The following is a 26309-nucleotide window of genomic DNA, read 5'->3' on the forward strand; positions in this document are numbered from 1 at the left end:
GATGAAAATCATGCGCAAGGCCTTGATCCTGGCCAAGCTGGAAACCACCTACAACGTCGACCCGACGCCGACGGCTGCGGCCAACGCGATCCTGGTGCGCAACATGAGCGTGCAGCCGGTGACCGGCGACTTCGTGCCGCGCGATGTGGTGCGCCCGTACCTGGGCGGCGACGAGCAGCTGCCGGCGGCGATCTACTCGACCGTCAACTTCGAGGTGGAACTGGCGGCCAGCGGCACGGCCGGCACCGCGCCGAAGTTCGGCCCGCTGCTGCGCGCCTGCGGCCTGAGCGAGACCGTCACGGCGGCGACCGACGTGAAGTACGCGCCGGCGAGCGGCACCTATGAGTCGGCCACGATCTACTACTACCTGGACGGCCTGCTGCACAAGCTGACCGGCGCGCGCGGCACCGTGGTGTTTTCGCTCAACGCCAAGCAGATCCCGGTGGCGCAGTTGACCTTCACCGGCATCTATTCGCCGGTGACCGATGCGGCGCTGCCCGCCTCGCCGGATTTCAGTGGCTTCCGGGTGCCGCTGGTGGTGAACAACACCAACACGGCCGCCTGGAGCCTGCACGGCTTCACCGGTGCCTGCGAGGCCCTGTCGATCGACCTGGGCAACACGATCAGCTATCGCAACTTGATCGGCCTGGAGACGGTGGAGCTGACCGATCGCGCCACCACCGGCAGCGCGACGCTGGAGCTGCCGTCGATCGCCACCAAGGACTTCCCCGGCATCATCCGCGCGGCTACCACCGGCGCGCTTTCGATCACGCACGGCACCGTCGCCGGCAGCAAGGTCAAGTTCGACGCGCCCAAGGTGCAACTGAGCAATCCGCAGTATCAGGATTCCGAGGGCAGCGTGTTCCTGCAGACGGCGCTGTCGCTGGTGCCCAACGCCGGCAACGACGAGCTGCTGCTGACGTTCCTGTAACCCACTTTCCACCACGCCACACGGCCCGCCATGCGCGGGCCGCAAACATTTCAGGAGAACCCCCATGGCTTTCAAGCTGGCAATCAACCCCACCTTCCGCGATGTCGTCCAGGTCGAGATGCGCGGCGAAACCGGCAAGATCGAGCGCTCGTCCTTCACCGCCGAATTCAAGCGCCTGCAGCTGCCCGAGCTCGAAGAGCTGAAGGCATCGGTCGAGAAAGAGGCCGCCGAGCTGCCCGCCTCGGAAAAATGGCGCGCGCAGGCGAGCGCGATGCGCCAGGTGCTGGTCGGCTGGCGCGACATGGTCGGCGAGGACGGCAAGACCGTGGTCGAGTTCAGCGAAACCAATCGCGAGCTGCTGCTGGTGATCCCGCAAGCGCTTTTCGCGACGCAGCTGGTGTTCTGGACCAATTCCTACGGCAACGGGGCGCGCGAAAAAAACTGATTGCGATCGCTCGCCATTGGGCCGGCTACCGGACCGATGACTTCGAGGTCGACGCCGACATGGCCGAGATGCTGGAGGCCTTCGGCGTGGCGAGCGATTGTGTCGACGAGGTCCGCGCGCGCGGCAGCGCCGAGGACTGCCCGGTGCATGCCGACAACTGGGAATCGCTGCAGCTGTTCCTGACGGTGCAGACCCAGTGGCATCAAGTTGCCGGCATCGCCGGATGCGTGCGCACGGGCCTGAACTATCCCGCGATCGAGACGCCGCTGCGGCTGTATGGCGTCAAGCGCAAGCGCCGCGCCGCGCTCTTCAATGACCTGCGTGTGATGGAGGCGGCGGCGCTTGAGGAGTTTGCGGCGCAGCGAGAGCGGCGCAGCCAGCAGGGCAACTGAGGGTACAGGCATGAAACTGGGCGATCTGCTCATCAAGCTCGGGCTGGACCTGAGCGACTACACGCGCGGTCTGAGCAAGGCACAGGCCGATACGCAGGGCTTCGGCAAGAACATCGGCGAGGTCGCCGGCGAGGCCAAGGGCAAGATCGGTGACTTTGCGCAGGAAACCGTCACCAAGGTCGCGGCGGCGGTGGCCGCCTTCGCGGGCGTGTCGGCCGTGCTGATGTCGGTCAAGTCCTCGATCGATGGCCTGGATGCCGTCGACGAGCTTTCCGAGCGACTGGCGGTCAACGCTACCACGCTGCAGAAGTACGCCTACCAGGCGCATTTCTACGGGCTCGGCCTCGACGAGGTGGGCGGCGCCGTCAAGAAGCTCTCGGTCAACATGGCCGAGGCGGCTGGCGGCGGCAAGGACCAGGCGGCGCTGTTCCGCGCAATCGGCGTGTCGGTGGTCGACGCAGGCGGGCAACTGCGCGACGTCGACGCGGTGATGGCCGACGTGATGGAGAAGTTTTCCGACATGGAGGATGGCGCCGGCAAGACCGCACTGGCCGTGGATCTGTTTGGCAAGTCGGGCGCCAACCTCAATGCCTGGCTCAGCAGCGGCGCCGACGGCATCAAGAAGGCGACCGAGGAGGCGGTGCGCTTCGGCGTGATCGTGCCGGAGGCGGCGACCAAGGCCGCCGGTGACTTCAACGACAACCTCGACCGCATGGCGATGGTGGCCCGCGGCACCTTCAACCAGATCAACGCCGCGGCGCTGCCGGCCATGAACGCCTTCATGGAGGCCATGATCGAGGCGGCGACGGACACCGACTCGCTCAACCAGTCGGCGCAGCGGCTGAGCAAGGACGGCACGCTGCGCGAGTGGGCGATGGATACCGCGCGCGTGCTGGGTTTCATTGTCGACGCGGGGCAGGGCGTCTATCGCACCTTCGAGCTGATCGGCAAGGGCATTGGGGCCGCGGCCGCGCAGGCCGTGCTGCTCGCACAAGGGGAATTCAAGGCGGCCGCCAATGTCGGGGACGCCTTTCTCGCGGATGTCGACGAGATCCTCAACCGCAAGCTGTTTTCGCAGGAGCTAGAGAAGCGGCTGGCCAATCTAAAGGCCGGTGGTGGCGGCGAGGATGATGGGGCTGGTGGTGCCAAGCGCAAGGCGCCGGTGCAAAGCAAGTCCGGGGAGGCCAAGGAAAGCGAGGCCGACAAGCTGATCAAGTCGCTGCATGAGCAGATCGCGGTGCAGGACGCGGTCACCGCGTCGACCAAGGAGCTGACCGACGGGGAAAAGGCCTACGCCAAGTTCCTGGAGGATTTGCGCATCGGCAAGGATGCGTCGCTCAAGCAGAGCAAGGCGCAGATCACCGCGCTCTACCAGGAGGTGATCGCCGGCGAGAAGGCGGCCAAGTCGCGCAAGGAGTACCTCGAGGCCCGCGACAAGGAGTGGGACGCGATCGAGAAGGGCACCGACGCGCTGCGGACCAACATCGAGACGGCGCTCCTGGAAGGCCAGGCGATCGGCCTTAACAAGCAGCAGCTGGTCGAACTCGAGTCGGCGCGGCTGGCCGAGCAGGCGGCGGCCAAGCGGTCCAAGGCGGCCATCTATGACCTGATGCCTGGGTATGAGGCGCAGGCCGCAGCGCTGCGCGAGCAGGCCGATCTGCTCAACGTGCTGGCCGACCAGAAGCTCGCCAATGCGCGCAAGCAGTCGCGGGCTGACGAAGCGGAAGAGACCGCCAAGGAATGGAGCAAAGTCGCCGACCAGATCAACCAGTCGCTCACCGACTCGTTCTTCCGGGCCTTCGAGAATGGCGCGAGCTATGGCAAGGCCTTCCTGGACGGCCTGAAGAATATGTTCAAGGCCACCCTCCTGCGCATCCCGTTCCAGTATGTGCAGACCACCGCCATGACCGCGCTGGGCTTCGGCAGCAATACCGCCAATGCCGCCTCGGGCAACGGCGGGAGCACGGATTGGCTGGGGTATGGCCGGGATGCCTACAACTGGGCAACCGGCCTGTTCGGCGGCGCACCGGCCGGCGTGAGCGGCGCGGCCTTCGGTGGCAGTGGTTACCTGGCGTCCGGCGTGTTCGGTGCCGGCACCGGTGCCTCGATCCTTGGCTCGGGGGTGTCGGGCGTGGGCTACGGCGCCAACGCTGGCCTGTCGCTGTACGGGACCGGATCGGCCATGTCGCTGTCCGGGGGTTCGGCGGGCCTGTCGGCCACGGCTGGCTCGGCGGCGTCGAACCTGTCCTGGCTCAATGGCGCGAGCGGCCTGTGGGGCGCCGGCGCCGGTATCGCCGGGGGCTTGCTGGGCGGGGCGCTGTTCAACAACAAAGGCTACTCGGCCATGGGCGGCAGCCTGGGCGCCATCGGCGGGCTGGCGGTGGCCGGCTCCAGTGCCGCGGCCGCCTCCGCGATCGGCGCCACGGTGGGCTCGGCGCTGCCGGTCGTCGGCACCATCATCGGCGCGGTTGCTGGCGCGGCGTTGGGGTCGCTGATCGGTGGCGGCGGCGAAACGCGCTATGGCGCCTCTTACGCGGTCGACGCCAACGGCCGGGCGCAGAAGTTTGCCGGCCCGTCCGGGGGCGATCGCGCGGCCGAGCAGGTCACGGCTGCCATCGGCTCGACCTATGCGTCGATGGAGGCGCTAGCGACGCAGTTCGGTGGGTCGATGGCTGGCCTGGGGCAGTTCAAGGCCAGCTATGAAGTCAGCCCGAAGAAGGGCAATTCCTTCGTCGCGGCAGGCTTCGGCGACGGCTGGTATCCGGGGCGTGAGGACCTGAAGGGCGAGAAGGACCCTGAAAAGGTGATGGCGGCCTTCGAGCTGCAGCTGCAGCGCTCGGTCATCCAGGGGCTGCAGCAGGCGAACCTGGAGGCGCCGTTTGCCGAGTTCTTGTCGGGCATTGACGCCAGCAAGCTCAGCGCCACCGATGTGCAGGCGGTGCTGGGCACGCTGGACGCCCTGAAGAGCTTCAGCGATGCCGTGCAGGACATGCCGTTCAAGGGCTTCGCCCAACTGTCTGCCACCGCGGCGCTGGCGCTGGCCAAGGCGGCTGGCGGCATGGACGCGCTGGTCAACGGGTTGACCACGTATTACCAAACGTTCTACAGCGCCGAGGAGCAGCAGGCGCTCGCGCAGGACCAGCTGGCCAAGCAGTTCGCCGCTCTGAACGTGGTCATGCCGCAAAGCAAGGAGGCCTTCCGCGCCATGATGGAAGGCATCGACCTGAGCAGCGACAGCGGGCGCAAGCTGTACGCCAACCTGCTGGAGATCGCGCCCGCCTTCGCGCAGATGACCGATGTCCTGGGGCAGGCCGGTCAAGCCATGGAGGCCTTCGGCAAACAGGTGCAGGAGTTCCAGCAGTCGCTGGGCTTGAGCAACCTGTCCACGCTCACGCCGGAGCAGCAGTATGCCGAGGCGCGGCGCCGCTACGAGCAAACCTCGGCCGCGGCGCAGGGCGGGGATGCCGAGGCGCAGGCCAAGTGGACGCAGATCGCGCAGGCCTTCCTGGAGGCCTCGCGCGGCTTCTACGCGAGCGGCGGGCAGTACGCCGCCGACTACGCCGCGGTGCAGGGCTTCCGCCCGGACGGCTCGCACGCCGGCGGCCTCGCCTATGTGCCCTTCGACGGCTACCTGGCCGAGCTACACCAGGGCGAGCGGGTGCTGACCCGGGCGGAAAGCGCGCAGTATGCGCAGTCGCCGAACTGGTCGCAGTACGGCCAGGGCGCCAACGCCGCGCTGGTGGCGGAGGTCAAGGCGCTGCGCAACGAGCTGGCGACGCTGCGTGACGCCGTGGGCCAGGTCGAGGCGGTCAAGGAGGCCCAGGCCGCCGCGCGCCATGAGGAGGTCATGGCGGTGCAAACCAAGCAGGTGCGGCTGCAACAGGACTTACTCAACAAGTAGCCATGACCATTGCCATTGAAGTGAGTGCATGGCGGCTGTCGACCGGGCTGGTGGAGACCCTGCGGTATTCCGACGCAGGCTTCACCACGCGCCCGACCGACACGCCGGCCAATGCGTTTTTCGACCCGCGCCTGGTCGAGCCGCCGCGGCTGTCGCGCGTGCTGTTCGACCAGGCCACCACCTACGGCGCCTCGCGCGCCTCGGTGGGCGAGATCCTGCTGTCCAACCCGGACGGCCAGCTTGATGCGTTGCTGACCGACTATGCGTTTGACGGCCGCCCCTTCGTGGTCAAATCCGGCGCGCTCGGCACGGCGGTGTCGGGCTGGCCGGTGGTGCTGTCGGGGCTGCTCGACGACGTGCGCAGCGCGGGCAGCGACATCAGCCTGGTGGTGCGCGATCGCCTGGCGGCACTGGGCAGGCCGCTGTCGCGCGCCAAGTACGCCGGTAACAACGTGCTGCCCGATGGCCTGGAGGGCACCAAGGACGACCTGAAGGATCAGTACAAGCCGCGCGTCTACGGCAGCGTACTGAACCTGCCGGCCAAGCTGGTCAACAGCAGCAAGCTGGTCTACCAGGTCTCCGACCAGGGCTGTACGGTCGGCACGGTCTACGACAACGGCGTGGCGCTCACGCGCGGCGCCGACTATGCGAGCTCGGCGGATCTCCTGGCCACCGCGCCCGCGGCCAGCACGGTGCGCTGCTGGGGCGGCCTGTGCCGGCTGGGCTCGTCGCCGGCGGGGCAGGTGACCGTCGACGTGGCCACCACCGAGACCCGGGCGGGGGCACTGCTCCAGGCGGTGGCGCTCGATGCGGGGATCCCGTCCGGCGACATTGTCGCGGCCGACGTGACCGCGCTCAACGCCGCCAACGCCGCGCCGGTGGGGGTCTGGGTCGATGGCGAGGCGAGCGCGCAGGCGGTGATGGATACGCTGGCCAACGCGATCGGTGCCTGGTACGGCTTCGACCGCCTCAACCGGCTGCGCATGGGGCGCCTGACCGCGCCCAGCGGCACGCCGACCACGATCTACGCCGACGCCGAGATGGCGCTCACGGTGCGCTCGGCCGGCGTGCCGAGCTGGCGCTCGGTGGTGCGCTTCGCCCGCAACTACACCGTGCAGGCGCAGCCGGCGGGATCGGTCAGCGCGGCGCGGCGGGCGTTCCTCGCGCTGGATCTTCGTCAGACCGCCAGCGAGCGCACCACGGTACAGACGGCCTGGCCGTCGTCCGAGGCGGTGATCTTCGATACCGCGCTGGTGGCGGAAGCCGACGCGGCCGCCGAGGCCAGCCGGCGCGCCGACCTGTACAGCGTGCGGCGCGCGCTGGTCGATATCGAGATCCCGCTCGCCGAGCTCGGCGCGATCGACCTGGACAGCGTGGTGACGGTGCAAACCAGTCGCTACGGCTTAAGCGGCCGTCTGCTGCGGGTGATCGGCTTGGACACCGGCGTCGATCGCGGCACGGCCAAACTGACCTTGTGGGGCTAAATGGCAAATGTACTCCTGGCGCATCCAAACGTCGCCGACGGCGGCACCCTGTCGGGTGGCAGTTGGCAGGTGGCGCTCAACAATCTGATGGACCGGCGGCTGTCGCGCGTGGCGCGCAGCACCACCGCGGCCAAGGCTGATACCCAGTTCGTGCTGGATCTCGGGCAAAGCCGGCTGGTGTCGGTGATCGCAGTGGTGCGACACAACCTGTCGACGGCCGCCAAGTGGCGCCTGCGGATGGCCAACGATCCGAGCTTTGCGAGCCCGGTCTACGACAACGCGGTGGTGGTGCCGCCCGACGGTTCGGCCTCGCTGCAGTTGGATTTCGTCGCGGCCTCCTATCTGCTGTGGGACCCTGACTGGCAGCTGGCGTGGCCAACGCTGTTTCCGCCCTCGGCGCTCGAGTGGGAGGATGACAACTTCTGGACCGGCTCGATCACCGAGGAGGCGCGGCGCGAGTATCCGTCGCTGCTGCTGGTGGTGCTGCCCAAACCGACGGCGGGGCGCTACATCAAGGTGGAGGTCGACGACGAGGCCAACCCGGACGGTTATGTCGAGTTCGGGCGCGTGTTCGTCGGGCGCGCCTGGCAGCCGCAATACAACGCCAAGTGGGGCGCATCGCTGGGCTGGGAGACCGACACCACGGTGCAGCGCGCGCTGTCCGGCACGCCGTACTTTGACCGCAAGAGCGGGCGGCGCGTGACGCGCTTCGAGCTCGGCTTCCTATCGCGCGATGAGGCGCTTGGCCGCGTATTCGAGCTCCAGCGCCAGGCCGGCGTCGACCGCGAGGTGCTGCTGATCTGGGACAAGGACGATGCCATTAACCTGCTGCGTCAGTCGTACCTCGGGCGACTGCGCCAGCTCAACCCGATCACGCGTGCCTTCGTCGGCAATCACAGCAACCCGTTTGAAATCGAGGAACTGACATGACCAGCGTCACCTTTACCACGGACGTCGGCGGCGACAACATCACCATCGACGACACCGACAACGCCACCACGGGCCTCGCCAACGGTGGCCACCGCACCCGCTTCATGGTCGCGCTGCAGCAGCTGATGAAAGTGGCGCAGTGGATCAAGGCCACCGCGGCGACGGTGCTGCAGTACAAAACCGATGCCGCCACCTCGGCCACCCAGGCGCAGACCTATGCCTCGGCAGCGCAGGCCGCGGCCGGGGCGCCGGCGCTGGCCGGCAATGCCAACAAGGTCATGGCGGTGAACGGCGCGGCCAACGGCGTCGCGTGGGTGCAGTCGCTGCCGGCGCTGACGGTGACCGCGCTGACGGCGACGTCGGTGACGACGGACACGCTCGCCGGCAAGACCGCGACGCTCACCCACACGGTGCCCTACACGCGCTACGTGGAGAGCGACCAGAGCGGCGCCGCCGGCGTGTTCCAGAGCCAGGTCGAGAGTGGTGCCTATTCGTTGGTGCGCAATACGGCGACGGCTCGGGACTTCAGCACCTACGTGGCCGAGCACCTGGTCAACAGCTCGGGCCGCCACCTGTTTGGCGGCGCGGCGGACGATTCGCTCTACAAGTACATTTTCCAGGGCGATCTGCGCTGCGTCGGCACCCTCTCCGCCACCGTGAACGTGGTCTGGGCGTCGGACGCGCGACTCAAGGATGACGTCCAGACGATCCCGGCAGCGGTCGCCAAAGTGAAGCGCATGCGCGGCGTGTCCTACGTCCGTAGCGACATCGCGGACAGCCCCCGCTTCGTCGGTGTGCTGGCGCAGGAACTGAGGGATGTGCTGCCGGAAGCCGTGCGGGAAGGCGGCGATGGGATGCTGTCTGTCGACTACGGCGCTCTGGGACCGGTGCTGATCGAGGCGGTCAAGGAGCTGTGCGCTCGCATTGAGGTACTTGAGCGGAGGGGCGCATGACAACGCCCGCTTCCGCGCCCATTTCTCTGGCGAACGTGGCCACCGAGCTGCGAGCCGCCGGGGGCATGTTTATCAACCACGATGACGTGAAGCGCTTGCTCGGCATTAGTCGACTCAGCGGTGGGCCGATTACGCTGGCGCAACTCCTCGGCAAGACGCGTCCCTGGTGGGGCCTGGTGCCTGTCAAGCAGACGACCGGCTCGACGACCTACTACAGCTGGCTAACCGCGGACGGTGGCCTGGCGGAGGCGGTCGATCCCTACTTCGGGAATGTGGCCATCACTGCAATCCAGTCCTCGCTCAACACTGCCGGGTCTGGCAGCGTTCTGAACTTTGCCTCGGACCCGGGCTTCCGGAATGACATCAAGGGGCAGTTGCTGGACGGCGACTGGGGGGTGTTGCGTGAGGTCGTGTTCTCCTACAACTCCTCTACCGGTAACTGGCGAACGCCAGAGACGACCGGGACCGACCACAGCACCTGCCTCTTCCAGTCTGCCGGCTACTGGGACGTCAACCTCATCAAGCTCTAGGGCTCGCCCGGGCTTCTGTTCCATCGTGCCACCTGCGGGTGGCTTTTTATATTTGGAGGCCTGCATGCCTGCAGAAGACAAGTTCAAGTTTCATGTCCCCGGTCTGAACTCGCCCTCGTCCGAGTACTTCGCGATTACCAAGGGCGACACGTCGGCCAGTGATTTCCCGACGGTGTCCCGAGCCATCCGCGTCGGGACCGGCGGCGATGTGGTGGCGATGCGCATGGACGGCTCGACGGTGCTGTTTCGTAACTGCTATCCCGGCGAGATGTTGCCTGTGCGCGCCGTGCGCGTGATGGCGACTGGTACCACGGCAGCCGACCTGGTGGCGCTGTGCTAGGGCTGGGACTCGGTTTGACGGGGCGCGGTGGGGGTGGCGCCTATGACGCGGACGATCTCAGTAAGGGCACGCTCAAGCTCGATTTCGTCTCCGTCAATGCGCTGACCCTCGATCTCAATCTGATCGTCGACGCGCACCAGGCGTGGGACGATGACCCGAGCTGGCCGTATGGCGCCGTCGGTGTGTTTCAACGTAAGGGATAACGATGCTGACAAGCAAGAATTTCAGCGACATCGTCGCGTTCACGCGTGCGTCTGCTGCCTGGCGTTACAGCAGCGGCGGCATCCTGGTGCAGGAGTCGGCCAACGTGCCGCGCCTGGACTATGACCCGGCAACGCTGGCGGCACGTGGGTTGCTGGTGGAGGAGCAGCGCACGAACCTTGTTCTACAGTCCGAGAACTTTTCGAACTCGTACTGGATTAAGACCGCTATCGCTGTTGCAACGTCGGCGCAATTAGCGCCGGACGGCGCACTGTCCGCGTTCGACATCACCGAGAACAACGGGGCCGCAGGTAGTAAGGAGCTAGCGGGATCGGCGATCGCGTACACCGCTGGGCAGACCTATACCTGTTCCATCTTCTTTCGAGCCAAGACGGTAGGCGCTGCTCGCCGCTTGCGCTTAGCACTCTCGTCGGCGTCGGTGATTGCAGGCAGCCTCGCGGTAACCTTCGACCCCTCCGGCGGGGGCTCTGTGTCGCAGGTCGTGAACGCGGCCAACGCGAGAATTGAGGCTCTTCCCAACGGCCTGTTCCGGGGGCAGTTCTCTTTCACCGCGACGAACAGCGCCTCGGCCAACACGTACATCACGCTAGCAGACACCAATAACCTGACCACATACACAGGTGACGGTGTGTCAGGCTTGACCGTCTACGGCGCGATGATCGAGGCGAGCGGGGCCTTCGGATCGTCCTACATTAAGACGACCGGCTCCCAAGTTACTCGCAGCCCCGACAATGCGATCATCACCGACCTGAGCAAGATCGGATTCAATCCCAGCGAGGGGACGATCTTTGTTGACGCGGAATGCTACAACGCCAACTCGGTGCAAAACGGCGGCAATTCGCCTCGCTTGCTAGTGCTCTATTCCAGCGCGAACGGAAGCGAAAACATTGCCATGTATCGCAGTTCCGCCGCAAACCTAGGCTCCGCACAAATCAGCACCGGTGGGCAGGGTTTTCCGGTGAATGGCCCCACCATTGCTAACGGAGCCAAGTTCAAGATGGCTTTCGCTTACAAAGCTTCGGACAACGCGCTCTGCTTGAACGGCGCAGCCGTCAACACGCTAGCCCAGGCAACGCTGCCTAGCGGACTTGATCGTCTGGTTATCGGGTCTACGGGCAGTGCTGGTTATTGGGGAGGCTGGATTCGACAGGCCAGATATTTCCCGCGCCGCTTGACCAATGCCGAACTCCAAGCCCTGACCGCGTGAGGTGACAATGTTCCACGACTACTATCTGCGCGGGCCCGACCGCGACACCGTCCGCGCTGGCTTGCTAGCAGCAGGGCTCACGGTTGAACTGCTAGGCGACGATGGACAACCGCAGCGCGTGCCAGCCGACGGCGTCAGCATCACCTCACCCGGCGAGATCTCGACCGGCGGCGAGTGGGATGCCGAGGGCAACATAATCACGCCGCCCACGCCGGTGCCGGGCTGGCACACCAACCTGCGCCTGGTGCGGTTGTTGACCGAGGCCGAGCTCGCGCACGTCGGCGCCTGGATCCTTGACCCGGCACCGACGACACCGTATCGGGTGTGGGCATGAAGCTCGGCACGCATCCGCTAGCGCTGATCGTCACCACGACGCGCCTGATCCCGGCCCGCTTCGATGGCTACGCCGTCGGCCCGGTGGTGCTGGTGCGCCCCGGTACCAGCACGGCGCTGCTCGCGCACGAGCTCACACACGTACGCCAGTTCTGGCGCTGCTGGGGCTTCAATGGGCTGCTGTACCAGATCAGCCGCCGCTGGCGCCTGCGCTTCGAGCTGGAGGCCTACCGCGCCCAACTGGCGGTCACCGGGCCGCTGCCGGCGCTGCTGTTTGCCGGGATGCTGGCCAGCAACTACGACCTGGACGTCACGCAGGAGGAGGCCTATCGCCTGCTGACGGCCTAGCCCGCCACCACGCCAATACGGGCCACCCTGAGGGGACACCCTGAGGGGTGGCTTTTTCTTGCCCGCCGCGTGCGGGCTTTTTTATGGAAAGGAGCCATGGACAAACAGACGTTTCAGCAGGCAGCCAATCTCAGCGCTGCCTTGGCCGATCGCTGGTGGCCACACGTCGACGCCGCGCTGTTCGAATTTGGCATCTTGCTTCCGCACCGGGTGGCGGCCTGGATTGCCCAGGTCGGCCATGAATCGAAGGGCTTCTCCTCCCTGGCGGAATCCTTCGATTACTCGGTGCAGGGCCTGGTGGTCAACTTCGGTGCGCGCATGCCGGTCAAGCTGGCCGGCACCTTGGGTCGCCAGGCGGGCGAGCGTGTGGTGCCGCTTGAGCGGCAACCGCGCATCGCCAGCATCGTCTACGCCAGCCGGTACGGCAACGGCGAAGCGGCCACCGGTGACGGCTGGAAGTTCCGCGGCCGCGGCCTGAAGCAGATCACTTTCCGCGCGAATTACGAGGCCTGCGGTCATGCGCTCGGCGTCGACCTGGTCGCGCAGCCGGAGTTGCTCGCCACCGATGATCGCCTGGCGGCTCGGTCAGCGGCGTGGTTCTGGTTCGCGCACGGCTGCAACGAGCTGGCCGATCGTGGCGACTTCGCGCAACTCACGCGGCGCATCAACGGCGGTACCAACGGGCTCGACGACCGGCGGCAGCGCTGGCTGCGTGCCCAGCAATTCATCCACGCATAAACGACCGCAAAGGAAACGGGTACATGCAAGAACCAGAAAAGAGCTTGTTTATGTTGGTGGTCGTCGGCGCCATGATTGGCCTGGGCAAGTTGCTGGCCAGCGACGAAGCCATCACCGTGCGCCTGGTGGTCGCTCGGACGGTGATGGGGGCAGCTGCCTCGATGGTGGCCGGTATGGCGCTCATTCAGTTCCCCGAGCTCAACCCGGTAGCACTGGTGGGGCTTGGCAGCGCATTCGGCATCGTTGGCGCACAGGCCCTGGAAAGTTACTTTAAGCGCAGGCTGCGCCAGAGCGAGGGCCGGCATGGCAAAGGCACTTGAGTTCTTGGCCGCATGGAAGGGCCGCCTGGCGGCGGCCTTTTTTATGGTGGCGGTCGGTGCGGTGCTGGGCGGGGCGCTCGCCTGGTGGCTGCAGGGAAATCACTATGAGCGCCAGCTTTCTGAGTACGGGCGCGAGCTGGCCGAGCTTCGCGCGGAGCAAGCCAGGCAGGTGGCCGAGGCGGTCAACGCCGCGCGCCTCGAAGAACAACGCCGCACCGCGGCACAGACGGAGATCGCCAATGCGGCCATCCAACAAGCCGAGGCCGCCCGGGCCGATGCTCGGGCTGCTGACACTGCTCGTCGCGAGTTGCTCGCACGTGCAACCGCCCTCGCCAATGCCAGTCGAGGCCCCGGCGATCCCGCCGCTGTCGGCGGCGGCGCGCCAGCCGCCACTCCCGTCGATCTGCTCGCCGACGTGCTCGGCCGGGCTGATGCGCGAGCGGGAGAGCTGGCTGCAGAGCTTGACGCCAGCCGAGGCGCCGGGCTCGCCTGCGAACGCAGCTATGACGCGTTGACCGAGCGAGTAGTGAATCGGTGAGCCGCAAGCTCAAAAGTAGAAGGGATAAAAGCGGCAGCAGAGCTTCCGGCAGCAGCCTCTATTCGAGGGGGGCGGCCAGTCTCAGTGCGTCGGACAGGTGCCGGTTTCAGGCGCCGTCCGACAAAAGAAAAAGCCCTCGGCCAAGGTGGGCGAGGGCTGTGTCCATCTAATGACGGAAAAAAAGGCCCTTGGGGCCTGGGGGCGTTCCCCGGTGGCCGTAAAGGCGAGGTCACGAGCCCCGCTTATTCCATGCTGGACGATTTTCGTTGAATTGGCATCCGCCACAATGTCTACACCGCAGCCCCATTAAGTGTGTTTCAACAACGAATTCCTCAATCGAGATGCCCGTTGACGTGGTGACGCTCAAGCTCATTGGATGTTCGTCGGTCGACATGCGAGTGGGACAATTCGCTGAGTACACCGATCATGCCAGGAAGGCAGGCCAGCCCTCGGAGCGCAGCGACGGCGTTGATACCGGCCCGATAAGGAAAGGTTCTCGGCCAAGGTTGGCGAGGGCTTGAAGTCGTATTGGGCGAGCCGCAGAACCCTCGGCCTAGTCAGTAAGAGGTGTAAAAGCACCCCGCCGCTTGACTAGATCGCGGCGGGGCGAAATGCACAGTGGATGCCCCGGGGGGTGGGCATCGCCTACCGTGCCTTTCTAGCGTAGGGGGGCATTCAGCAAAAGCAATGTGGGCTCTCGCACAGAGCAATTACGATGTTTATCTCTTGAACCGCTCAGGTGGCACCCCTGGTCGCTTAATCGTTATCCAGTCGCGCTATCGCTCGCCAGAGCGGTACGCCGACCTGGCGGCGCTTTCCAACCACGCCCTCCAGGCCGAAGTCGGGGGCTGTTAGCATGCCAAGCCTGTACCGCGGTGGCGCGTCTAACGTGGCGTCGCCGCCTTCACGCAGGCGAACCGCGGGTTCGCCCGTGCGCGCCAGCAGGCGATACCCGTCGAATTTCAGTTCGTATTGCCAGTCGTCGCCATGCGGCATCACGCCGCGCTTGGCCAGCATCAGCGAGAAGCTGGCCAAGTTCAGGGGTGCGGCCGCAGGCCGGCCGGGCATAGGTGTCAACCCTTGATGTCGCGGGGGTCGTGGCCGAAGCTGTTGCGCTCCCGGATCTGGCCGTCACGGCCATGAATGAACAGTTCGACCTGCTTTTCCCTGGCGCGCTCCGTGCCGGCGGTAATAGCCTCATCCTGCGTGTCGAACGTTTCGCGGCCATGCCCGCCTTCAGCTTCAACCGCCCAGCGGTCTCCGGCCGGTACAACATGAATGTCATTGCCTGGCATGTCTGTCTCCTGAAGTTTATGGAGCCAGTCCCCGCGCGCGTAGTAGGCTGCTGGTATCAGGCCTCCCAGCAGCCTACTACGCGCTGTCCGCGGGAGCGATCAATTGATCAACGGTACATCGCACTCACTGAAGTCGATGGCGCTTGGCTCCTCGTTGACGCCATGGATCATCAGGACGGCGTCCTCTGCCATGGCGATTTGAACGCCTGCCGCGATCGCGGCGCCTCGTGATGGGTAGGTGACACGCTGACGCCCGTCATCTGTCTCTACTGCCCAACGATCTTCGTCGGGAAATATATGTACTGTTGAAGTGGACACCGAACACTCCTATGTTCGCATTGGTCATGTGTTCGTTCTAGATTTAACGAGCCGCGCCTTGTGTCGGGCGCATTCCTACTTTCGTGGATTGCGAAAGGGCAAGTCTTGGGAAGAACACCCAATGGGAGCAATGTGCCTATAGCGGCAGCTCCCGTCAGCGCTGGGAGGCGGTTCCCAGCCGGCGTCGCTGGCCTCCTGCAACTGGTTCGCGCGGCGCAGCAGGATATGGAGCCGGTGTGGATTTCGCAAGCAATTCGCGCACCTCAACGCCCGGGTTGCGCTCGTAGATCGCCCGGAGCTGGGCACAGGAGAGTCGCGGTTTGAAACGTGCTGACTGGCGGAAGGGCCTTGGGCCTTGGACTGCGTCGCTCAACCTGCCCTTGATCGTGGTCATGGAAATGGGGTTGCGTGTAGAACCTGCGTGGCTACACTCTCGAATATGACCGATCCTTGCAGTTGCAGCCATGGCAACCTATGAGCGTAGTGGCATATCCATCATCACTGCGGTGGAGGAGTTGGCCGCTGGCCGCTACCGAGGCTTTCTCATGATCGACTCGGGGGCCGGGCAGTGGCGTTTTCATTGCGCCAAATGCCGGAGCACGCCGTTGGAAGCCCGTGCCGATGCGGACGCAGATGTCGAATTTGCGTATCGCCGATATCTAACGGATCCTCTCGGTCAGAGCGACGCAGATTCCGTGCACTGATGTGTCCGTCCTCCCGCTATCACCTGTGCCCGACCTAGAACAGGAGTGCGGCCCCGAGCGCGACCTTTTTAGGCGGGTGGGCTACTACGATTTCCGCGCCTACACCCAACTCACCAGTAGCGGATTGAGTCAGGGCTTTGTGCTGGCGCGACATCACACGCTGGTGGGCACCGTACAGACTGTGTTCCGCGCCGGCAAGCCTCACGCTAGCAGTGCTGAAGCCCTGCAGATGGCCCTCGAAAAGCTCGCCCGCCTGGTCGAAATCGCCGGCGAGACGGGCCTACCTATGGGCTTACTGCCCTTGGCCCCCGGAGAGCAATCCATCTGAGCGCGCCTCGGTCACAACCTGGTCCAGGGGGCGACCAGGGTCGGGAAGAGACGACCGGGTAGATGCAAGCGGGCATCAGGCCTGCTGGGAAAGTGCTTTTTGCTGCATAAGTTCGGCGTGGGTTTTGGCGTAGTGCCCTGCTCAGTGGCTTATGTGGCGCGGGACAGGCGCTGCTGCATCATTGGCGTGTGGCGGCTCGCGGCCGAATCTGCCTGCGCCTGTTCCGGGTCGGTTTTCTTCTGCAATCCCATTGCCATTTAGCCTGTCTGGCGGTGGGCCTGCCTGATGCTGCCCGCTCCGCTCGGATCGCCGCCTTGCGCAAGCCGGGTGGCGGCCGCGCGGGGCGTCCGGGCGGTCATCCAGCGGCCTGGGGCCGTGGCGCGAAGGGGCGTTTTCGAATATGGGCGATATGGTACAGCACGGGGCAGCGGTTGCCGCGCCGCGTGGGCCGGATCTGGCCCGGCGGCGGGGTCGGCGGCGTGCCGTCAGCGGAACACCAGCACCGGCACGTCGCTGTGGGTCAGCACCTTCTGCGTCTCGCTGCCCAGCAGCAGCCCGCTGATGCCCTTGCGGCCGTGCGAGGCCATGAAGATGACGTCGCAACCCAGGTCCCGGGCGGCGTTGATGATGCCGTGATACGGGGCGCTGGCGGCCGAGACGTGGCCCGCGCAGGGGACGCCGGCCATTGCCGCCGCGGCCTCGATCTTGGCCAGTTCCTGGCGCGCCAGTGCCTCCACGCGTTGCTGGAATACCTCGCGCCGCTCATGGGTGCTGTCGCTGCCCACCATGTAGGGGTAGGTCTCCACGCACATGTAGGGCGTCAGGCGCGCCGCGGCAGTGCGGGCAAACTGGATGGCGGCGGACACGGCCTTGTGGGAAAGCTCGGAACCGTCGACGGGCAGCAGGATGTGCTTGAACATAGGGGCCAGCTCCACCTGCAGGCGGTACTTCTGCTTTTCGTAATTGCGCCGCGACATCAGGTTCTGGTACGGGTACGCGCCTTCGCGCCAGCCCGCGGACAGCTCGTCGTCCGGATGGCGCTTGCGGCCGGCCTGCCACGCGGCGGGATCGCCTTCGAGGATCAGGCTGCGCAACTGCGCTGCTTCGTCGGGCGCCAGGCCGTCAAGCAGCGTGCGCACGGCGTCGAGCATGTCGGCGCTGTGGCCGGCGCGGCTGGCCAGGATGTCCTGCATGCTGCTGGCCACCAGCTGCACCGCGGCGTCGACGGCGCTGTCGACTTCATTGCGCTGGGCTGAAAGCGCCGAGTTGGTGGGCAGCACGTCGCCCCTGGCCGTGGCGCGGGCACGTGGCGGGGTAGCGGCGTGGGAGGGCTGGATGGTGTCGCGATCGGTCATCTGCGGTCCTCCGTCAGGCAGCGGTGTTGCGCAGGATCGCGTACAGCTGGTCCTTGAGCAGGAGCTTCTCTTTCTTCAGCCGCTCGATCTCGAAGGTGGAGGCCGGCACCAGCCCCGACTCCATGTTGTGGATTTCCTGGTCCAGCGCGTTGTGGCGGTGGAACAGGCGCGCGAAGCGGGCATCCTGCGTCTTCAGGGTGGTGATCTGGTCGCGGTATTCGGGAAACATGCTGGCTCTCCTGCTGGATCCGCGCGCACGGGGCGTGGCGCATGGTTTTATTTTGGGGAGGGCAGGGTGGGGCGACCTTGACGAGGATCATGGCCGTCTGGGGAATGAGAAAGGTCTGCAGTGCAGGGCGCGGTGGCAGGCGGGGCGCACCATGCAAAACGCCCGCCGGGGTGCGGCGGGCGTCGGTGTATGGCTGATCTGGCCGTCAGGCCAGGTGCCGGTGTCAGGCGGCGGGCTTGGCGTTGTCCAGCGAGAACGGCGACAGCAGGCGCACCATCTGGGCGAACGCCTTGGGGTTGCCGGCCAGCACTTCGCCCTGTTCCATCTGGCGCGGCTCGCCGGCGTAGTTGCCGACCAGGCCGCCTGATTCGGTGATCAGCAGCATGCCGGCAGCCATGTCCCACGGCTGCAGGCCGCGCTCGAAGAAGCCGTCCAGGCGGCCGCAGGCCACATAGGCCAGGTCCAGCGCGGCTGCGCCCGGGCGGCGCAGGCCGGCGCAGCTGCGCGTCATCAGCGCGAACAATTCCATGTATTCGTCCAGGCCTTCCAGATCGCGGAACGGGAAGCCGGTGCCGATCAGGCAGTCGGCCAGCTTGTCGCGGCGCGTGACGCGGATGCGGCGGTTGTTCAGGAAGGCGCCGGCGCCCTTGCTGGCGGTGAAGAGTTCATCGCGGGTCGGGTCGTAGACCACGGCCTGCACGGGCGTGCCGCGGTGCAGCTGGGCGATCGAGACCGCGTATTGCGGGAAGCCGTGGATGAAGTTGGTGGTGCCGTCCAGCGGGTCGATGACCCAGGTGTACTCGTGGGTGTCTTCACCCTCGGCCCAGGACTGGCCGGATTCTTCCGCTAAAATGCCGTGTTCCGGGTAGGCCGTGCGCAGGATCTCGATGACCGCGGCTTCGGCGGCGCGGTCCACTTCGGTGACAAAATCGTTGTGTTGCTTGCGCGAGACGCGCACCAGATCGACGTCGAGCGACGCGCGGTTGATGATGGATCCCGCCTTGCGGGCCGCCTTGACGGCGATATTGAGCATCGGATGCATGAATCTCTCCAGGCCGGCCATGACGACGCGGCGGGGCGCAAAAGCGCCGCACGCCCGCTCATGGGCAGCTGACAACACAACGGATTGTAGAAGAACGTCGGGCGTCGCCGGTTCTGCTGCAAATGTGCCGCGAGAGTCTCGCGAGCAAGCAAAAACCTGGCGCCGCGCCAAAGAAGAACCTCGAATTGTATATGAACCCGGCAATTGATACGAGCCAGCCCGCTGCCGATGGCAACAGCGGAGACCCCGGCGGCGACGCCTTCGGCCGCGTGCGTTTCGTGCTGGTCGAAACCAGCCACCCGGGCAACGTGGGCTCGGTGGCGCGCGCGATCAAGACCATGGGCTTCGGCAGCCTGGTGCTGGTCTCGCCACGCGAGCCGGAGGTGCTGCGGCACCCCGACGCCATCGCCATGGCCAGCGGTGCCGACGATGTGCTGGCGGGCGCGCTCATCGTCGACCAGGTCGACGCGGCGCTGGCCGGCGCCGCGCTGACCGTGGCGATGACCGCGCGCCACCGCGAGTTCGGCCCGCCGCGGCTGTTGCCGCGCGCGGCCGCGGAACGTGCGCGGCAGACGCTGTCCGGCAGCGGCGGCGTTGCCTTCGTGTTCGGCAACGAGCGTTATGGCCTGCCCAATGAAGTGGTCGAGCGCTGCAACGCCGTCACCCATATCCCCGCCAATCCCGCCTATACCTCGCTGAACCTGGCGCAGGCGGTGCAGCTCATCGCCTACGAGTTGCGGCTGGCGCTGCTGGAGGCGGCCCCGGACGCCGGCGCCAATATCGGCTATGCTGGTGAGCCGGCCACGGCCGAGCAGGTCGAGGCCATGTTCGGCCATCTGCAGACGGGCCTGGAGGCGATCGGCTTTCTCGATCCGTCCAACCCGCGCAGGCTGATGACCCGGCTGCGCCGGCTGCTGGCACGCAGCGGCCTGGAGCGCGAGGAAGTGAATATCCTGCGCGGCATCGCCAAGCACATGCTGATCGCCGCGCAGAACCAGCCGGGCCCGCACCAGGACCGGTGATAGGAGCAAGGACAGTGGCAGCAAACCGGAGCGATTCGATGCAGGGCGATGCAGGCATGCGCGGCAAGCGCGCGTGCTGTCGTCCCGCGGCTGCGGGTTTGCGCAGGCCCGGGCGATGTTGATCGCAGCATCGCCGCAATGTCCCTGACGGATCAGGGGCCAAACACCGGTACCCCAAGCGGGTCCGGCAAATCACTTACACTCCCTGATCCCGTCCCCACCGGCCACTGACCTCGCCGGCGACCCTGTCCCGGGCACCAGCCCGCGTGGCGCGGCGCACGGCGCGGCAACACGACACGACCAAGATGTTCTCTCGCCTGAAGGAAGATATCGACACGATCATGCTGCGCGATCCCGCCGCGCGCAGCCGCCTGGAGGTGCTGACTTGCTACCCCGGCCTGCATGCCGTGGTGTTCCACCGCTTTGCGCATGGATGCTGGAACGCGGGCTTCCACTGGCTGGGGCGCTGGATCTCGCACTGGGCGCGGTTTTTCACCGGCATCGAAATCCATCCGGCGGTCAAGCTGGGCCGGCGCGTATTCATCGACCACGGCATGGGCGTGGTGATCGGCGAGACCGCCGAGATCGGCGATGACTGCACCATCTACCAGGGCGTGACGCTGGGCGGCACCTCGCTGTACAAGGGCCAGAAGCGGCACCCCACGCTGGGCGCCAACGTGGTGGTGAGCGCGGGCGCCAAGGTGCTGGGCGGATTCGTGGTGGGCGACGGCGCGCGCGTGGGCTCCAACGCGGTGGTGCTCAAGCCGGTGCCGCCGGGCGCGACTGCCGTGGGCATCCCGGCCCGTATCATCCTGCCGGATGCGCCATCGGCGCAGCAGGGTGCCAAGCAGGAGTTCTCGGCCTACGGCATCACGCCCAATGCGGACGATCCGGTGTCGCTGGCGCTCAAGAGCCTGATCGACAATGCGGGGCGCCAGCACGACCGCATCGAGGCGGTGCTGGCCGCACTCGACCGGCTTGGCGAACACCTGGAGAACACGCCGAACGATCCCTTCGACGCAAGCGAACTGCGCAGGCTGATGAAGTGAGCGGGGCAGGGGCCGGGCCGGCGCTGTCGCTCAGTCCGTCTGCGGCAACAGGCGGAAGCCGTCGCGATCCAGTTGCAGCACCGCGGCGCGCGGATGGGCGCCGTCCAGGTCCCAGTCAGTGAGCACCCAGCGCACGCCGGCGGCTTCTTCATGCCGTGCCGGGCGGTGCGTGTGTCCATGCACCAGCAGCGACGCACCGGCGGCGCCGAGCAACTCGGCCGCGGCGGCGGGCGCCACATCACCATAGATCACCGGCACGGGCGCACCCGCGCTCAACTGCCTGGCGCGGTTGCCTTCACTGTCTGCCCGCAGCTTGCGGGCGATCGACAGACGCGCGCTAAGCGGCAGTGCCAGGAACACGCGTTGCACCCAGCCCTTGCGGGTCCAGCGGCGGAAGCGGTTATAGCGTTCGTCGTCGATGCACAGCATGTCGCCGTGGCTCAGCACCACGCGCTGGCCGGCACAGTGGATCACGGTGGGGTCGGGCAGCAGGCTGGCACCGGCCGCGCTGGCGAAACGCTTGCCCAGCAGGAAGTCCCGGTTGCCGTGCATCAAATACACGGCCACGCCGCGCGCGGCCAGTGCGCGCAGGGCGCCGGTCACGCGCTGCGCGAAGGGCGAGTCGGTTTCTTCGTCGCCGATCCAGAATTCAAAGAAGTCGCCCAGGATGAACAGCGTGCGCGCGTGCTGCGCGGCGCGCTCGAGCGTGCGCTCGAAGGCCGCCAGCGTGCGGGGCATGCCGGGCGTCAGGTGCAGGTCTGAAATGAACCACGCCGGCGCCTGTGCCTCGAAGGGACCGGCCACCGGCGTGTGGGGGATTGCGGTCATGCGCGGTGTCGGAAGGGGAATGCCGGCACGTGGATGCGCACGGAACCGCAATCGGCAGGCATCGGCTTACTCGACGATGACGGCCTTCTCGATCACCACGTCTTCCAGCGGCACGTCCTGGTGGAAGCCCGAACTGCCGGTGCGCACGCCCTTGATCTGGTCGACCACGTCGGTGCCTTCCACCACCTTGCCGAACACGGCATAGCCGAAGCCCTGCGGCGTGGGCGAGGAGAAGTTCAGGAAGTCGTTGTCGACCACGTTGATGAAGAACTGCGCGGTGGCCGAGTGCGGGGCGTTGGTGCGCGCCATGGCCACGGTGTAGCGGTCATTCTTCAGGCCGTTGCCGGCTTCGTTCTCGATCGGGGCGTCGGTGCCCTTTTGCTTCATGCCGGGCTCGAAGCCGCCGCCCTGGACCATGAAGTTCTTGATCACGCGGTGGAAGATGGTGTTGTCGTAGTGGCCCTTGCGCACGTACGACAGGAAGTTCTCGACCGACTTCGGGGCCTTTTCGGCGTCGAGTTCAATGGTGATGACACCCTGGTTGGTGTGGAGCTGGACCTTGGACATGGGATTTCCTCTGTTCGGTAATTATTTGACGACGGTGGCCGACTCGATCACGATCGGCGCGGCCGGCACATTGCGCATGGGGCCGTAGGCCGTGGTCGGCACGCTCTTGATCTTGTCGATCGTCTCCATGCCTTCCACCACCTTGCCGAAGACGGCGTAGCCGTTGCCGTCCGGCTGCGGGTAGTCGAGATTCGAATTATCCACCACATTGACGAAGAACTGCGCGGTGGCCGAGTTGGGGTCGCTGGTGCGTGCCATGGCCACCGTGCCGGCCTTGTTCTTCAGGCCGCTACGGGCTTCCAGCGGGATAGGCGCACGGGTGGGCTTTTCCTTCATGTCGCGGTCAAAACCGCCGCCCTGCACCATGAAGCCATTGATCACGCGATGGAAGATGGTGCCACTGTAGAAGCCGCTCTTCACATATTCCAGGAAGTTCGCGACGGTCTTCGGCGCGGCCTCGGGGTAGAGCTCGATGGTGAACTTGCCGGCACTGGTGGCGAACTGGACGCGTTCGGCGGCCTTTTGCTGCGCCAGCGCGCTGAACGAGGACAGTGCCAGGGCGCCTGCGGTCAGGCCGGCCAGGACGATGCGACGGGAACGGATCATGAAGGAACTCCGGTAAGTCTGGATGCACATGGTCCGGGCGCGCCGCGCCCGGACCTTGGAATGGGTGGCCGTCAGTTGGCCGCAGGGGCGCTGGCAGGTGCCTGGCGCTGCGCTGGCGTCGCCTTGCGGCCAGTGCCGGCGGGCGCCGCCGGCGACGCGGCATCAGGGTTCAGCTGGCGCAGGCCGGTGCTGGCGCGGGCATCGCCCGGATTGCGGCGCAGCGCTTCGGTGTAGGCCTGCTCGGCCAGGCGGCGGTAGACGTCGCCTAGGTTGGTGTAGCCAATGGCGAAGCCCGGCTTGACTTCGGTGGCCAGCAGCAACTCGGCCTCGGCGCGCTTCAGGTCGCCGCGCTTGGCGTAGAGCAGCGCCAGGTTGTTGTGGGGCTCGGGCAGTTCCGGGAAGTCCTGCGCCATTTCGGTAAAGGCCTGGATGGCGGCGTCCTCGCGGCCGGACTGGGCCAGAGCCCAGGCGCGCTGGAAGCGTGCCTGCGCATTGCGCGGGTTGGCGGCCAGCACGCGGTCAAAGCCCTTGATGGCTTCGTCGTAGCGGCGCGCGTTGGCGGCCTGCTGGGCCTCGCTCATGCCAGGGTCGGTCGACTGGATGCCACCGGCCGGCGCCGTCGGCGCGGCCAGCGACAGCGGGCCGTTCTGCGCGTAGGCAGGGGCCGCCAGCGCGGCGGCCAGGGCCAGCAGGGGCAGTACGGCGCGATGGCCGCGTCGGCGCGCGGGGGCGGCGAACATGGCAGAACACGGGGAGGGCAGCGGCAGGCTCATTGAGGACAGGTCCGTTATACTCCGCGGCATTCTAGCAAAGCGGCAAGTCCGGCACGAAGGGCGATGCCATCGGGGCGGCAGGCGCGGCATCTCGCGCGGCCTGGCTGCGCGGTGCCGGAGGCAACCTGCGCACCGCCTTCCGGTAAGATATGGGGCGCGACGGAAATGCGCCAGTGACCGCGTTGCCGCCGGCGGCCTGCCAGGCGCCGGGCAACCGGCGCCACGGCCCGCGCTGCCTGCTGTGCGAACCCCGGCAGTCTCCTCTCACCACTCACTTCGTTTCATGCAGCTTCTGAACATCTACAACACGCTCGCGCGTGAGAAACAGCCATTCGTGCCAATCGAACCCGGCAAGGTCCGCATGTATGTGTGCGGCATGACGGTGTACGACTATTGCCACGTTGGCCACGCTCGCGTGATGGTGGTGTTCGACATGGTGCACCGCTGGCTGCGTGCCGCCGGCTACGAGGTGACGTATGTGCAGAACATCACCGACATCGACGACAAGATCATCCGCCGCGCGGCCGAGAACGGCGAGACCATCGGCGAGCTGACCACGCGCTTTATCCAGTACATGCATGAGGATGCCGCCGCGCTGGGCGTGATCCGCCCTGACCACGAGCCGCGCGCCACCGACTACGTGCCGCAGATGCTCGACATGATCGGCAAGCTGGAAGCCAGGGGCCTGGCCTACCAGGCCAGCGACGGCGACGTGAACTATTCGGTGCGCAAGTTCGACGGCTACGGCAAGCTCTCGGGCAAGTCGCTGGAAGACCTGCGCGCCGGCGAGCGTGTCAGCGCCAACGACGCCAAGCAGGACCCGCTCGACTTCGTGCTGTGGAAGTCCGCCAAGGCCAGCGAGCCGCCCGAGAGCAAGTGGGACTCGAAGTGGGGCGCCGGCCGCCCGGGCTGGCACATTGAATGCTCCGCCATGAGCTGCACGCTGCTGGGCGAGCATTTCGACATCCATGGCGGCGGGGCTGACCTGCAGTTCCCGCACCACGAGAACGAGATTGCGCAGTCTGAAGGCGCCAGCGGCAAGCCCTTCGTCAATATGTGGATGCACAACGGATTCGTGCGCATCAACGACGAAAAAATGTCCAAGTCGCTTGGCAATTTCTTCACCATCCGCGAGGTCCTGAAGTCGTACGACGCTGAGGTCGTGCGCTTCTTTATCTTGCGCGCGCACTACCGCAGCCCACTGAACTACAGCGACGCGCACCTGGACGATGCGCGCCACGCCCTGACACGCCTGTACACGGCACTCAAGGACAGCCAGCCGGGCGGCTGCGCGGTGGACTGGGACGAGCCGCACGCCAGGCGCTTTGCCGAGGCCATGGGCGACGACTTCAACACGCCGATCGCGATGTCGGTGCTGTTCGACCTGGCCAGCGAGATCAACCGCACCGGCTCGACCGCGGCTGCGCGCCAGCTCAAGGCGCTGGCGGGCACGCTGGGCCTGCTCGAGCGCGATCCGCATACCTTCCTGCAAGGCGGCAGGTCCGACGACGGCATCTCGCCGGAACAGATCGAGACCTTGATCGCCGCGCGCAAGACCGCCAAGCTGGAGCGCAACTTTGCCGAAGCGGACCGCATCCGCGCGCAACTGCTGGAAGCGGGCATCGTGCTGGAAGACAAGCCGGGCGGTGCCACCGAGTGGAGGCGTGCTTGAACGCTGCCGCGCGCAAGCCCGCCACCGCCACGCCGCCGGCCACGTCTCCCGCTACGAGGGGCCGGGCGAAGGCGGCCGGTCCGCGCCCGGGCAAGGCTGGCGCCAGCGAGGCGCCGCTGCCGGATGGCAAGGACGCGGCCAGGGGCACGCGCAACGCCAAGGCCGTGCTGCCCGAGGCGGATGCGGTGCCGCTGCCGGTCGAAACCGTCATCGATGCGGTGCGCCCCGCCTACTGGGACGAAGCCTGCGCCGACCTGATGAAGCGTGACCGCATACTGCGCAAGATGATCCCGACCTACGGCCCGGCGCACCTGGTGTCGCGTGGCGATCCGTTCGTCACGCTGGCGCGCGCGGTGGTGGGCCAGCAGATCTCGGTCAAGGCGGCGCAGTCGGTGTGGGAGCGGCTGCATACGCTCTGCCCCAAGCTCACCCCGGCCCAGTTCCTGCGCGCCGGTCCCGAGAAGCTGGCAGGCTGCGGCCTGTCCAAGCGCAAGGGGGAATACCTGATCGACCTGGCCGACCACTTCAAGGCGGGCATGGTGCATGTCGCCGAATGGGCGCAGATGGACGACGAAGCCGTGATCGCGGAGTTGACGCAGATCCGCGGCATCGGCCGCTGGACCGCGGAGATGTTCCTGATGTTCAACCTGATGCGGCCCAACGTGCTGCCGCTGGACGATATCGGCCTGATCAACGCAATCTCCGCCAACTATTTCAGCGGCGAACCCGTCACCCGCAGCGAGGCGCGCGAAGTCGCGGCCAACTGGGAGCCGTGGCGAACCGTGGCGACGTGGTATATGTGGCGCAGTCTCGACCCGTTGCCAGTGACGTATTAGGCATCGCAGAAAGAAAATTTAGTGGCAGGTGCAGTCCGGGCTATCTGGCAGGCGCTAAGATAGCGACCAAATT

Annotated in this window: 32 protein-coding genes; 22 read left to right on the forward strand and 10 right to left on the reverse strand. The window is 66.4% G+C overall.

The window, feature by feature from the left end; translation table 11 throughout:
- Window position 1 precedes the first annotated feature (1 nt).
- The 16 genes from KB879_RS06250 (at window position 2) to KB879_RS06325 (ending at window position 13612) form a co-directional block, all read left to right on the forward strand.
- Complete coding sequence (locus KB879_RS06250) at window positions 2-931, forward strand: phage tail tube protein (protein WP_211980925.1); 930 nt, start codon at window positions 2-4, stop codon at window positions 929-931.
- A 64-nt stretch (window positions 932-995) separates the two neighbouring features.
- Entirely contained in the window at window positions 996-1376 is a 381-nt protein-coding gene (locus KB879_RS06255; protein ID WP_211980926.1) for a phage tail assembly chaperone, read from the forward strand.
- A gap of 59 nt (window positions 1377-1435) precedes the next feature.
- Window positions 1436-1768 carry a DUF1799 domain-containing protein gene (locus KB879_RS06260; protein ID WP_211980927.1) on the forward strand — a complete coding sequence of 111 codons (333 nt, stop codon included), beginning with the start codon at window positions 1436-1438 and terminating at the stop codon, window positions 1766-1768.
- Between the two features lie 10 nt (window positions 1769-1778).
- Window positions 1779-5669, forward strand: coding sequence for a hypothetical protein (locus KB879_RS06265; protein ID WP_211980928.1), 3891 nt, complete (start codon window positions 1779-1781; stop codon window positions 5667-5669).
- Window positions 5670-5671: 2 nt separating this feature from the next.
- Window positions 5672-7153 (forward strand): hypothetical protein, encoded by a 1482-nt coding sequence (locus KB879_RS06270; RefSeq protein WP_211980929.1) that lies wholly within the window; start codon window positions 5672-5674, stop codon window positions 7151-7153.
- Window positions 7154-8083 (forward strand): hypothetical protein, encoded by a 930-nt coding sequence (locus tag KB879_RS06275; protein WP_211980930.1) that lies wholly within the window; start codon window positions 7154-7156, stop codon window positions 8081-8083.
- Window positions 8080-9036 carry a tail fiber domain-containing protein gene (locus KB879_RS06280; RefSeq protein WP_211980931.1) on the forward strand — a complete coding sequence of 319 codons (957 nt, stop codon included), beginning with the start codon at window positions 8080-8082 and terminating at the stop codon, window positions 9034-9036. Before KB879_RS06275 ends, KB879_RS06280 begins: the two co-directional genes overlap by 4 nt.
- Window positions 9033-9566: a hypothetical protein gene (locus tag KB879_RS06285; RefSeq protein WP_211980932.1), complete on the forward strand. Its 534-nt coding sequence runs from the start codon at window positions 9033-9035 to the stop codon at window positions 9564-9566. Before KB879_RS06280 ends, KB879_RS06285 begins: the two co-directional genes overlap by 4 nt.
- A 64-nt stretch (window positions 9567-9630) precedes the next feature.
- Window positions 9631-9906 (forward strand): hypothetical protein, encoded by a 276-nt coding sequence (locus KB879_RS06290; protein ID WP_211980933.1) that lies wholly within the window; start codon window positions 9631-9633, stop codon window positions 9904-9906.
- Between the two features lie 14 nt (window positions 9907-9920).
- Window positions 9921-10109 (forward strand): hypothetical protein, encoded by a 189-nt coding sequence (locus KB879_RS06295; protein ID WP_211980934.1) that lies wholly within the window; start codon window positions 9921-9923, stop codon window positions 10107-10109.
- 2 nt (window positions 10110-10111) lie between these two features.
- Window positions 10112-11335 (forward strand): hypothetical protein, encoded by a 1224-nt coding sequence (locus tag KB879_RS06300; protein WP_211980935.1) that lies wholly within the window; start codon window positions 10112-10114, stop codon window positions 11333-11335.
- Between the two features lie 7 nt (window positions 11336-11342).
- Entirely contained in the window at window positions 11343-11669 is a 327-nt protein-coding gene (locus KB879_RS06305) for a hypothetical protein (protein ID WP_211980936.1), read from the forward strand.
- On the forward strand, window positions 11666-12016 hold the full coding sequence (locus KB879_RS06310) for a hypothetical protein (RefSeq protein ID WP_211980937.1): 351 nt from the start codon (window positions 11666-11668) through the stop codon (window positions 12014-12016). The genes KB879_RS06305 and KB879_RS06310 overlap by 4 nt, the downstream gene beginning before the upstream one ends.
- 96 nt (window positions 12017-12112) lie before the next feature.
- Window positions 12113-12754 (forward strand): glycoside hydrolase family 19 protein, encoded by a 642-nt coding sequence (locus KB879_RS06315; RefSeq protein ID WP_211980938.1) that lies wholly within the window; start codon window positions 12113-12115, stop codon window positions 12752-12754.
- A 23-nt stretch (window positions 12755-12777) separates the two neighbouring features.
- Window positions 12778-13074 carry a phage holin family protein gene (locus KB879_RS06320; RefSeq protein WP_211980939.1) on the forward strand — a complete coding sequence of 99 codons (297 nt, stop codon included), beginning with the start codon at window positions 12778-12780 and terminating at the stop codon, window positions 13072-13074.
- A complete protein-coding gene (locus tag KB879_RS06325) occupies window positions 13058-13612 on the forward strand; it encodes a DUF2514 family protein (RefSeq protein WP_211980940.1) in 555 nt (184 codons plus the stop codon). The genes KB879_RS06320 and KB879_RS06325 overlap by 17 nt, the downstream gene beginning before the upstream one ends.
- 756 nt (window positions 13613-14368) lie before the next feature.
- Here KB879_RS06325 and KB879_RS06330 read toward each other — a convergent pair.
- The 3 genes from KB879_RS06330 to KB879_RS06340 form a co-directional block, all read right to left on the reverse strand.
- Window positions 14369-14647, reverse strand: a complete 279-nt coding sequence (locus KB879_RS06330) for a hypothetical protein (RefSeq protein ID WP_211980941.1) — start codon at window positions 14645-14647, stop codon at window positions 14369-14371.
- Window positions 14648-14685: 38 nt separating this feature from the next.
- Complete coding sequence (locus tag KB879_RS06335; protein WP_211980942.1) at window positions 14686-14907, reverse strand: DUF2188 domain-containing protein; 222 nt, start codon at window positions 14905-14907, stop codon at window positions 14686-14688.
- Between the two features lie 99 nt (window positions 14908-15006).
- On the reverse strand, window positions 15007-15225 hold the full coding sequence (locus tag KB879_RS06340; RefSeq protein WP_211980943.1) for a DUF2188 domain-containing protein: 219 nt from the start codon (window positions 15223-15225) through the stop codon (window positions 15007-15009).
- Between the two features lie 464 nt (window positions 15226-15689).
- Here KB879_RS06340 and KB879_RS06345 point away from each other — a divergent pair, with 464 nt between their 5' ends.
- Together KB879_RS06345 and KB879_RS06350 are read left to right on the forward strand one after the other, a co-directional pair.
- A complete protein-coding gene (locus tag KB879_RS06345; protein ID WP_211980944.1) occupies window positions 15690-15929 on the forward strand; it encodes a hypothetical protein in 240 nt (79 codons plus the stop codon).
- Between the two features lie 25 nt (window positions 15930-15954).
- A complete protein-coding gene (locus tag KB879_RS06350; protein ID WP_211980945.1) occupies window positions 15955-16257 on the forward strand; it encodes a hypothetical protein in 303 nt (100 codons plus the stop codon).
- 485 nt (window positions 16258-16742) lie between these two features.
- On the opposite strand, the gene KB879_RS06355 is transcribed toward KB879_RS06350, so the two are convergent.
- The 3 genes from KB879_RS06355 to KB879_RS06370 form a co-directional block, all read right to left on the reverse strand.
- Window positions 16743-17177, reverse strand: coding sequence for a universal stress protein (locus tag KB879_RS06355; RefSeq protein WP_153954433.1), 435 nt, complete (start codon window positions 17175-17177; stop codon window positions 16743-16745).
- Between the two features lie 448 nt (window positions 17178-17625).
- On the reverse strand, window positions 17626-17841 hold the full coding sequence (locus tag KB879_RS06365) for a YdcH family protein (protein ID WP_010808971.1): 216 nt from the start codon (window positions 17839-17841) through the stop codon (window positions 17626-17628).
- A 223-nt stretch (window positions 17842-18064) separates the two neighbouring features.
- On the reverse strand, window positions 18065-18883 hold the full coding sequence (locus KB879_RS06370) for an inositol monophosphatase family protein (RefSeq protein ID WP_013956226.1): 819 nt from the start codon (window positions 18881-18883) through the stop codon (window positions 18065-18067).
- A gap of 122 nt (window positions 18884-19005) precedes the next feature.
- Between KB879_RS06370 and KB879_RS06375 the strand changes: the two genes are divergently transcribed.
- The gene (locus tag KB879_RS06375; protein WP_211980946.1) at window positions 19006-19905 is read left to right on the forward strand and encodes an RNA methyltransferase; all 900 of its coding nucleotides are present in this window, start codon (window positions 19006-19008) and stop codon (window positions 19903-19905) included.
- Between the two features lie 305 nt (window positions 19906-20210).
- Entirely contained in the window at window positions 20211-20954 is a 744-nt protein-coding gene (gene cysE / locus KB879_RS06380) for a serine O-acetyltransferase (protein ID WP_035825307.1), read from the forward strand.
- Window positions 20955-20984: 30 nt separating this feature from the next.
- Here cysE and KB879_RS06385 read toward each other — a convergent pair whose 3' ends face one another.
- The 4 genes from KB879_RS06385 to KB879_RS06400 form a co-directional block, all read right to left on the reverse strand.
- Window positions 20985-21782 (reverse strand): UDP-2,3-diacylglucosamine diphosphatase, encoded by a 798-nt coding sequence (locus tag KB879_RS06385; RefSeq protein WP_013956229.1) that lies wholly within the window; start codon window positions 21780-21782, stop codon window positions 20985-20987.
- A 66-nt stretch (window positions 21783-21848) separates the two neighbouring features.
- The gene (locus KB879_RS06390; protein WP_013956230.1) at window positions 21849-22349 is read right to left on the reverse strand and encodes a peptidylprolyl isomerase; all 501 of its coding nucleotides are present in this window, start codon (window positions 22347-22349) and stop codon (window positions 21849-21851) included.
- Between the two features lie 21 nt (window positions 22350-22370).
- On the reverse strand, window positions 22371-22955 hold the full coding sequence (locus tag KB879_RS06395) for a peptidylprolyl isomerase (protein WP_153954365.1): 585 nt from the start codon (window positions 22953-22955) through the stop codon (window positions 22371-22373).
- A 71-nt stretch (window positions 22956-23026) separates the two neighbouring features.
- On the reverse strand, window positions 23027-23728 hold the full coding sequence (locus KB879_RS06400) for a tetratricopeptide repeat protein (protein ID WP_153954364.1): 702 nt from the start codon (window positions 23726-23728) through the stop codon (window positions 23027-23029).
- Between the two features lie 283 nt (window positions 23729-24011).
- Here KB879_RS06400 and cysS point away from each other — a divergent pair, with 283 nt between their 5' ends.
- Window positions 24012-25400 carry a cysteine--tRNA ligase gene (gene cysS, locus KB879_RS06405; protein ID WP_013956233.1) on the forward strand — a complete coding sequence of 463 codons (1389 nt, stop codon included), beginning with the start codon at window positions 24012-24014 and terminating at the stop codon, window positions 25398-25400.
- Complete coding sequence (locus KB879_RS06410; RefSeq protein ID WP_013956234.1) at window positions 25397-26236, forward strand: DNA-3-methyladenine glycosylase; 840 nt, start codon at window positions 25397-25399, stop codon at window positions 26234-26236. The genes cysS and KB879_RS06410 overlap by 4 nt, the downstream gene beginning before the upstream one ends.
- The last annotated feature ends 73 nt before the right edge of the window (window positions 26237-26309 follow it).

This window comes from Cupriavidus sp. KK10, assembly GCF_018223725.1.
Lineage (GTDB): Bacteria > Pseudomonadota > Gammaproteobacteria > Burkholderiales > Burkholderiaceae > Cupriavidus > Cupriavidus necator.

Bases quoted from the DNA above. Each gene is read 5' to 3' on its own strand.
- KB879_RS06310 (WP_211980937.1), top strand. From the start codon at position 11,666: ATGAAGCTCGGCACGCATCCGCTAGCGCTGATCGTCACCACGACGCGC.
- KB879_RS06370 (WP_013956226.1), bottom strand. From the start codon at position 18,883: ATGCATCCGATGCTCAATATCGCCGTCAAGGCGGCCCGCAAGGCGGGA.
- KB879_RS06400 (WP_153954364.1), bottom strand. From the start codon at position 23,728: ATGAGCCTGCCGCTGCCCTCCCCGTGTTCTGCCATGTTCGCCGCCCCC.
- cysS (WP_013956233.1), top strand. From the start codon at position 24,012: ATGCAGCTTCTGAACATCTACAACACGCTCGCGCGTGAGAAACAGCCA.
- KB879_RS06390 (WP_013956230.1), bottom strand. From the start codon at position 22,349: ATGTCCAAGGTCCAGCTCCACACCAACCAGGGTGTCATCACCATTGAA.
- KB879_RS06265 (WP_211980928.1), top strand. From the start codon at position 1,779: ATGAAACTGGGCGATCTGCTCATCAAGCTCGGGCTGGACCTGAGCGAC.
- cysE (WP_035825307.1), top strand. From the start codon at position 20,211: ATGTTCTCTCGCCTGAAGGAAGATATCGACACGATCATGCTGCGCGAT.
- KB879_RS06300 (WP_211980935.1), top strand. From the start codon at position 10,112: ATGCTGACAAGCAAGAATTTCAGCGACATCGTCGCGTTCACGCGTGCG.
- KB879_RS06305 (WP_211980936.1), top strand. From the start codon at position 11,343: ATGTTCCACGACTACTATCTGCGCGGGCCCGACCGCGACACCGTCCGC.
- KB879_RS06250 (WP_211980925.1), top strand. From the start codon at position 2: ATGAAAATCATGCGCAAGGCCTTGATCCTGGCCAAGCTGGAAACCACC.
- KB879_RS06385 (WP_013956229.1), bottom strand. From the start codon at position 21,782: ATGACCGCAATCCCCCACACGCCGGTGGCCGGTCCCTTCGAGGCACAG.
- KB879_RS06290 (WP_211980933.1), top strand. From the start codon at position 9,631: ATGCCTGCAGAAGACAAGTTCAAGTTTCATGTCCCCGGTCTGAACTCG.
- KB879_RS06260 (WP_211980927.1), top strand. From the start codon at position 1,436: ATGGCCGAGATGCTGGAGGCCTTCGGCGTGGCGAGCGATTGTGTCGAC.
- KB879_RS06345 (WP_211980944.1), top strand. From the start codon at position 15,690: ATGGCAACCTATGAGCGTAGTGGCATATCCATCATCACTGCGGTGGAG.
- KB879_RS06270 (WP_211980929.1), top strand. From the start codon at position 5,672: ATGACCATTGCCATTGAAGTGAGTGCATGGCGGCTGTCGACCGGGCTG.
- KB879_RS06395 (WP_153954365.1), bottom strand. From the start codon at position 22,955: ATGATCCGTTCCCGTCGCATCGTCCTGGCCGGCCTGACCGCAGGCGCC.
- KB879_RS06315 (WP_211980938.1), top strand. From the start codon at position 12,113: ATGGACAAACAGACGTTTCAGCAGGCAGCCAATCTCAGCGCTGCCTTG.
- KB879_RS06275 (WP_211980930.1), top strand. From the start codon at position 7,154: ATGGCAAATGTACTCCTGGCGCATCCAAACGTCGCCGACGGCGGCACC.
- KB879_RS06375 (WP_211980946.1), top strand. From the start codon at position 19,006: ATGTGCCGCGAGAGTCTCGCGAGCAAGCAAAAACCTGGCGCCGCGCCA.
- KB879_RS06285 (WP_211980932.1), top strand. From the start codon at position 9,033: ATGACAACGCCCGCTTCCGCGCCCATTTCTCTGGCGAACGTGGCCACC.
- KB879_RS06325 (WP_211980940.1), top strand. From the start codon at position 13,058: ATGGCAAAGGCACTTGAGTTCTTGGCCGCATGGAAGGGCCGCCTGGCG.
- KB879_RS06320 (WP_211980939.1), top strand. From the start codon at position 12,778: ATGCAAGAACCAGAAAAGAGCTTGTTTATGTTGGTGGTCGTCGGCGCC.
- KB879_RS06280 (WP_211980931.1), top strand. From the start codon at position 8,080: ATGACCAGCGTCACCTTTACCACGGACGTCGGCGGCGACAACATCACC.
- KB879_RS06365 (WP_010808971.1), bottom strand. From the start codon at position 17,841: ATGTTTCCCGAATACCGCGACCAGATCACCACCCTGAAGACGCAGGAT.
- KB879_RS06255 (WP_211980926.1), top strand. From the start codon at position 996: ATGGCTTTCAAGCTGGCAATCAACCCCACCTTCCGCGATGTCGTCCAG.
- KB879_RS06335 (WP_211980942.1), bottom strand. From the start codon at position 14,907: ATGCCAGGCAATGACATTCATGTTGTACCGGCCGGAGACCGCTGGGCG.
- KB879_RS06355 (WP_153954433.1), bottom strand. From the start codon at position 17,177: ATGTTCAAGCACATCCTGCTGCCCGTCGACGGTTCCGAGCTTTCCCAC.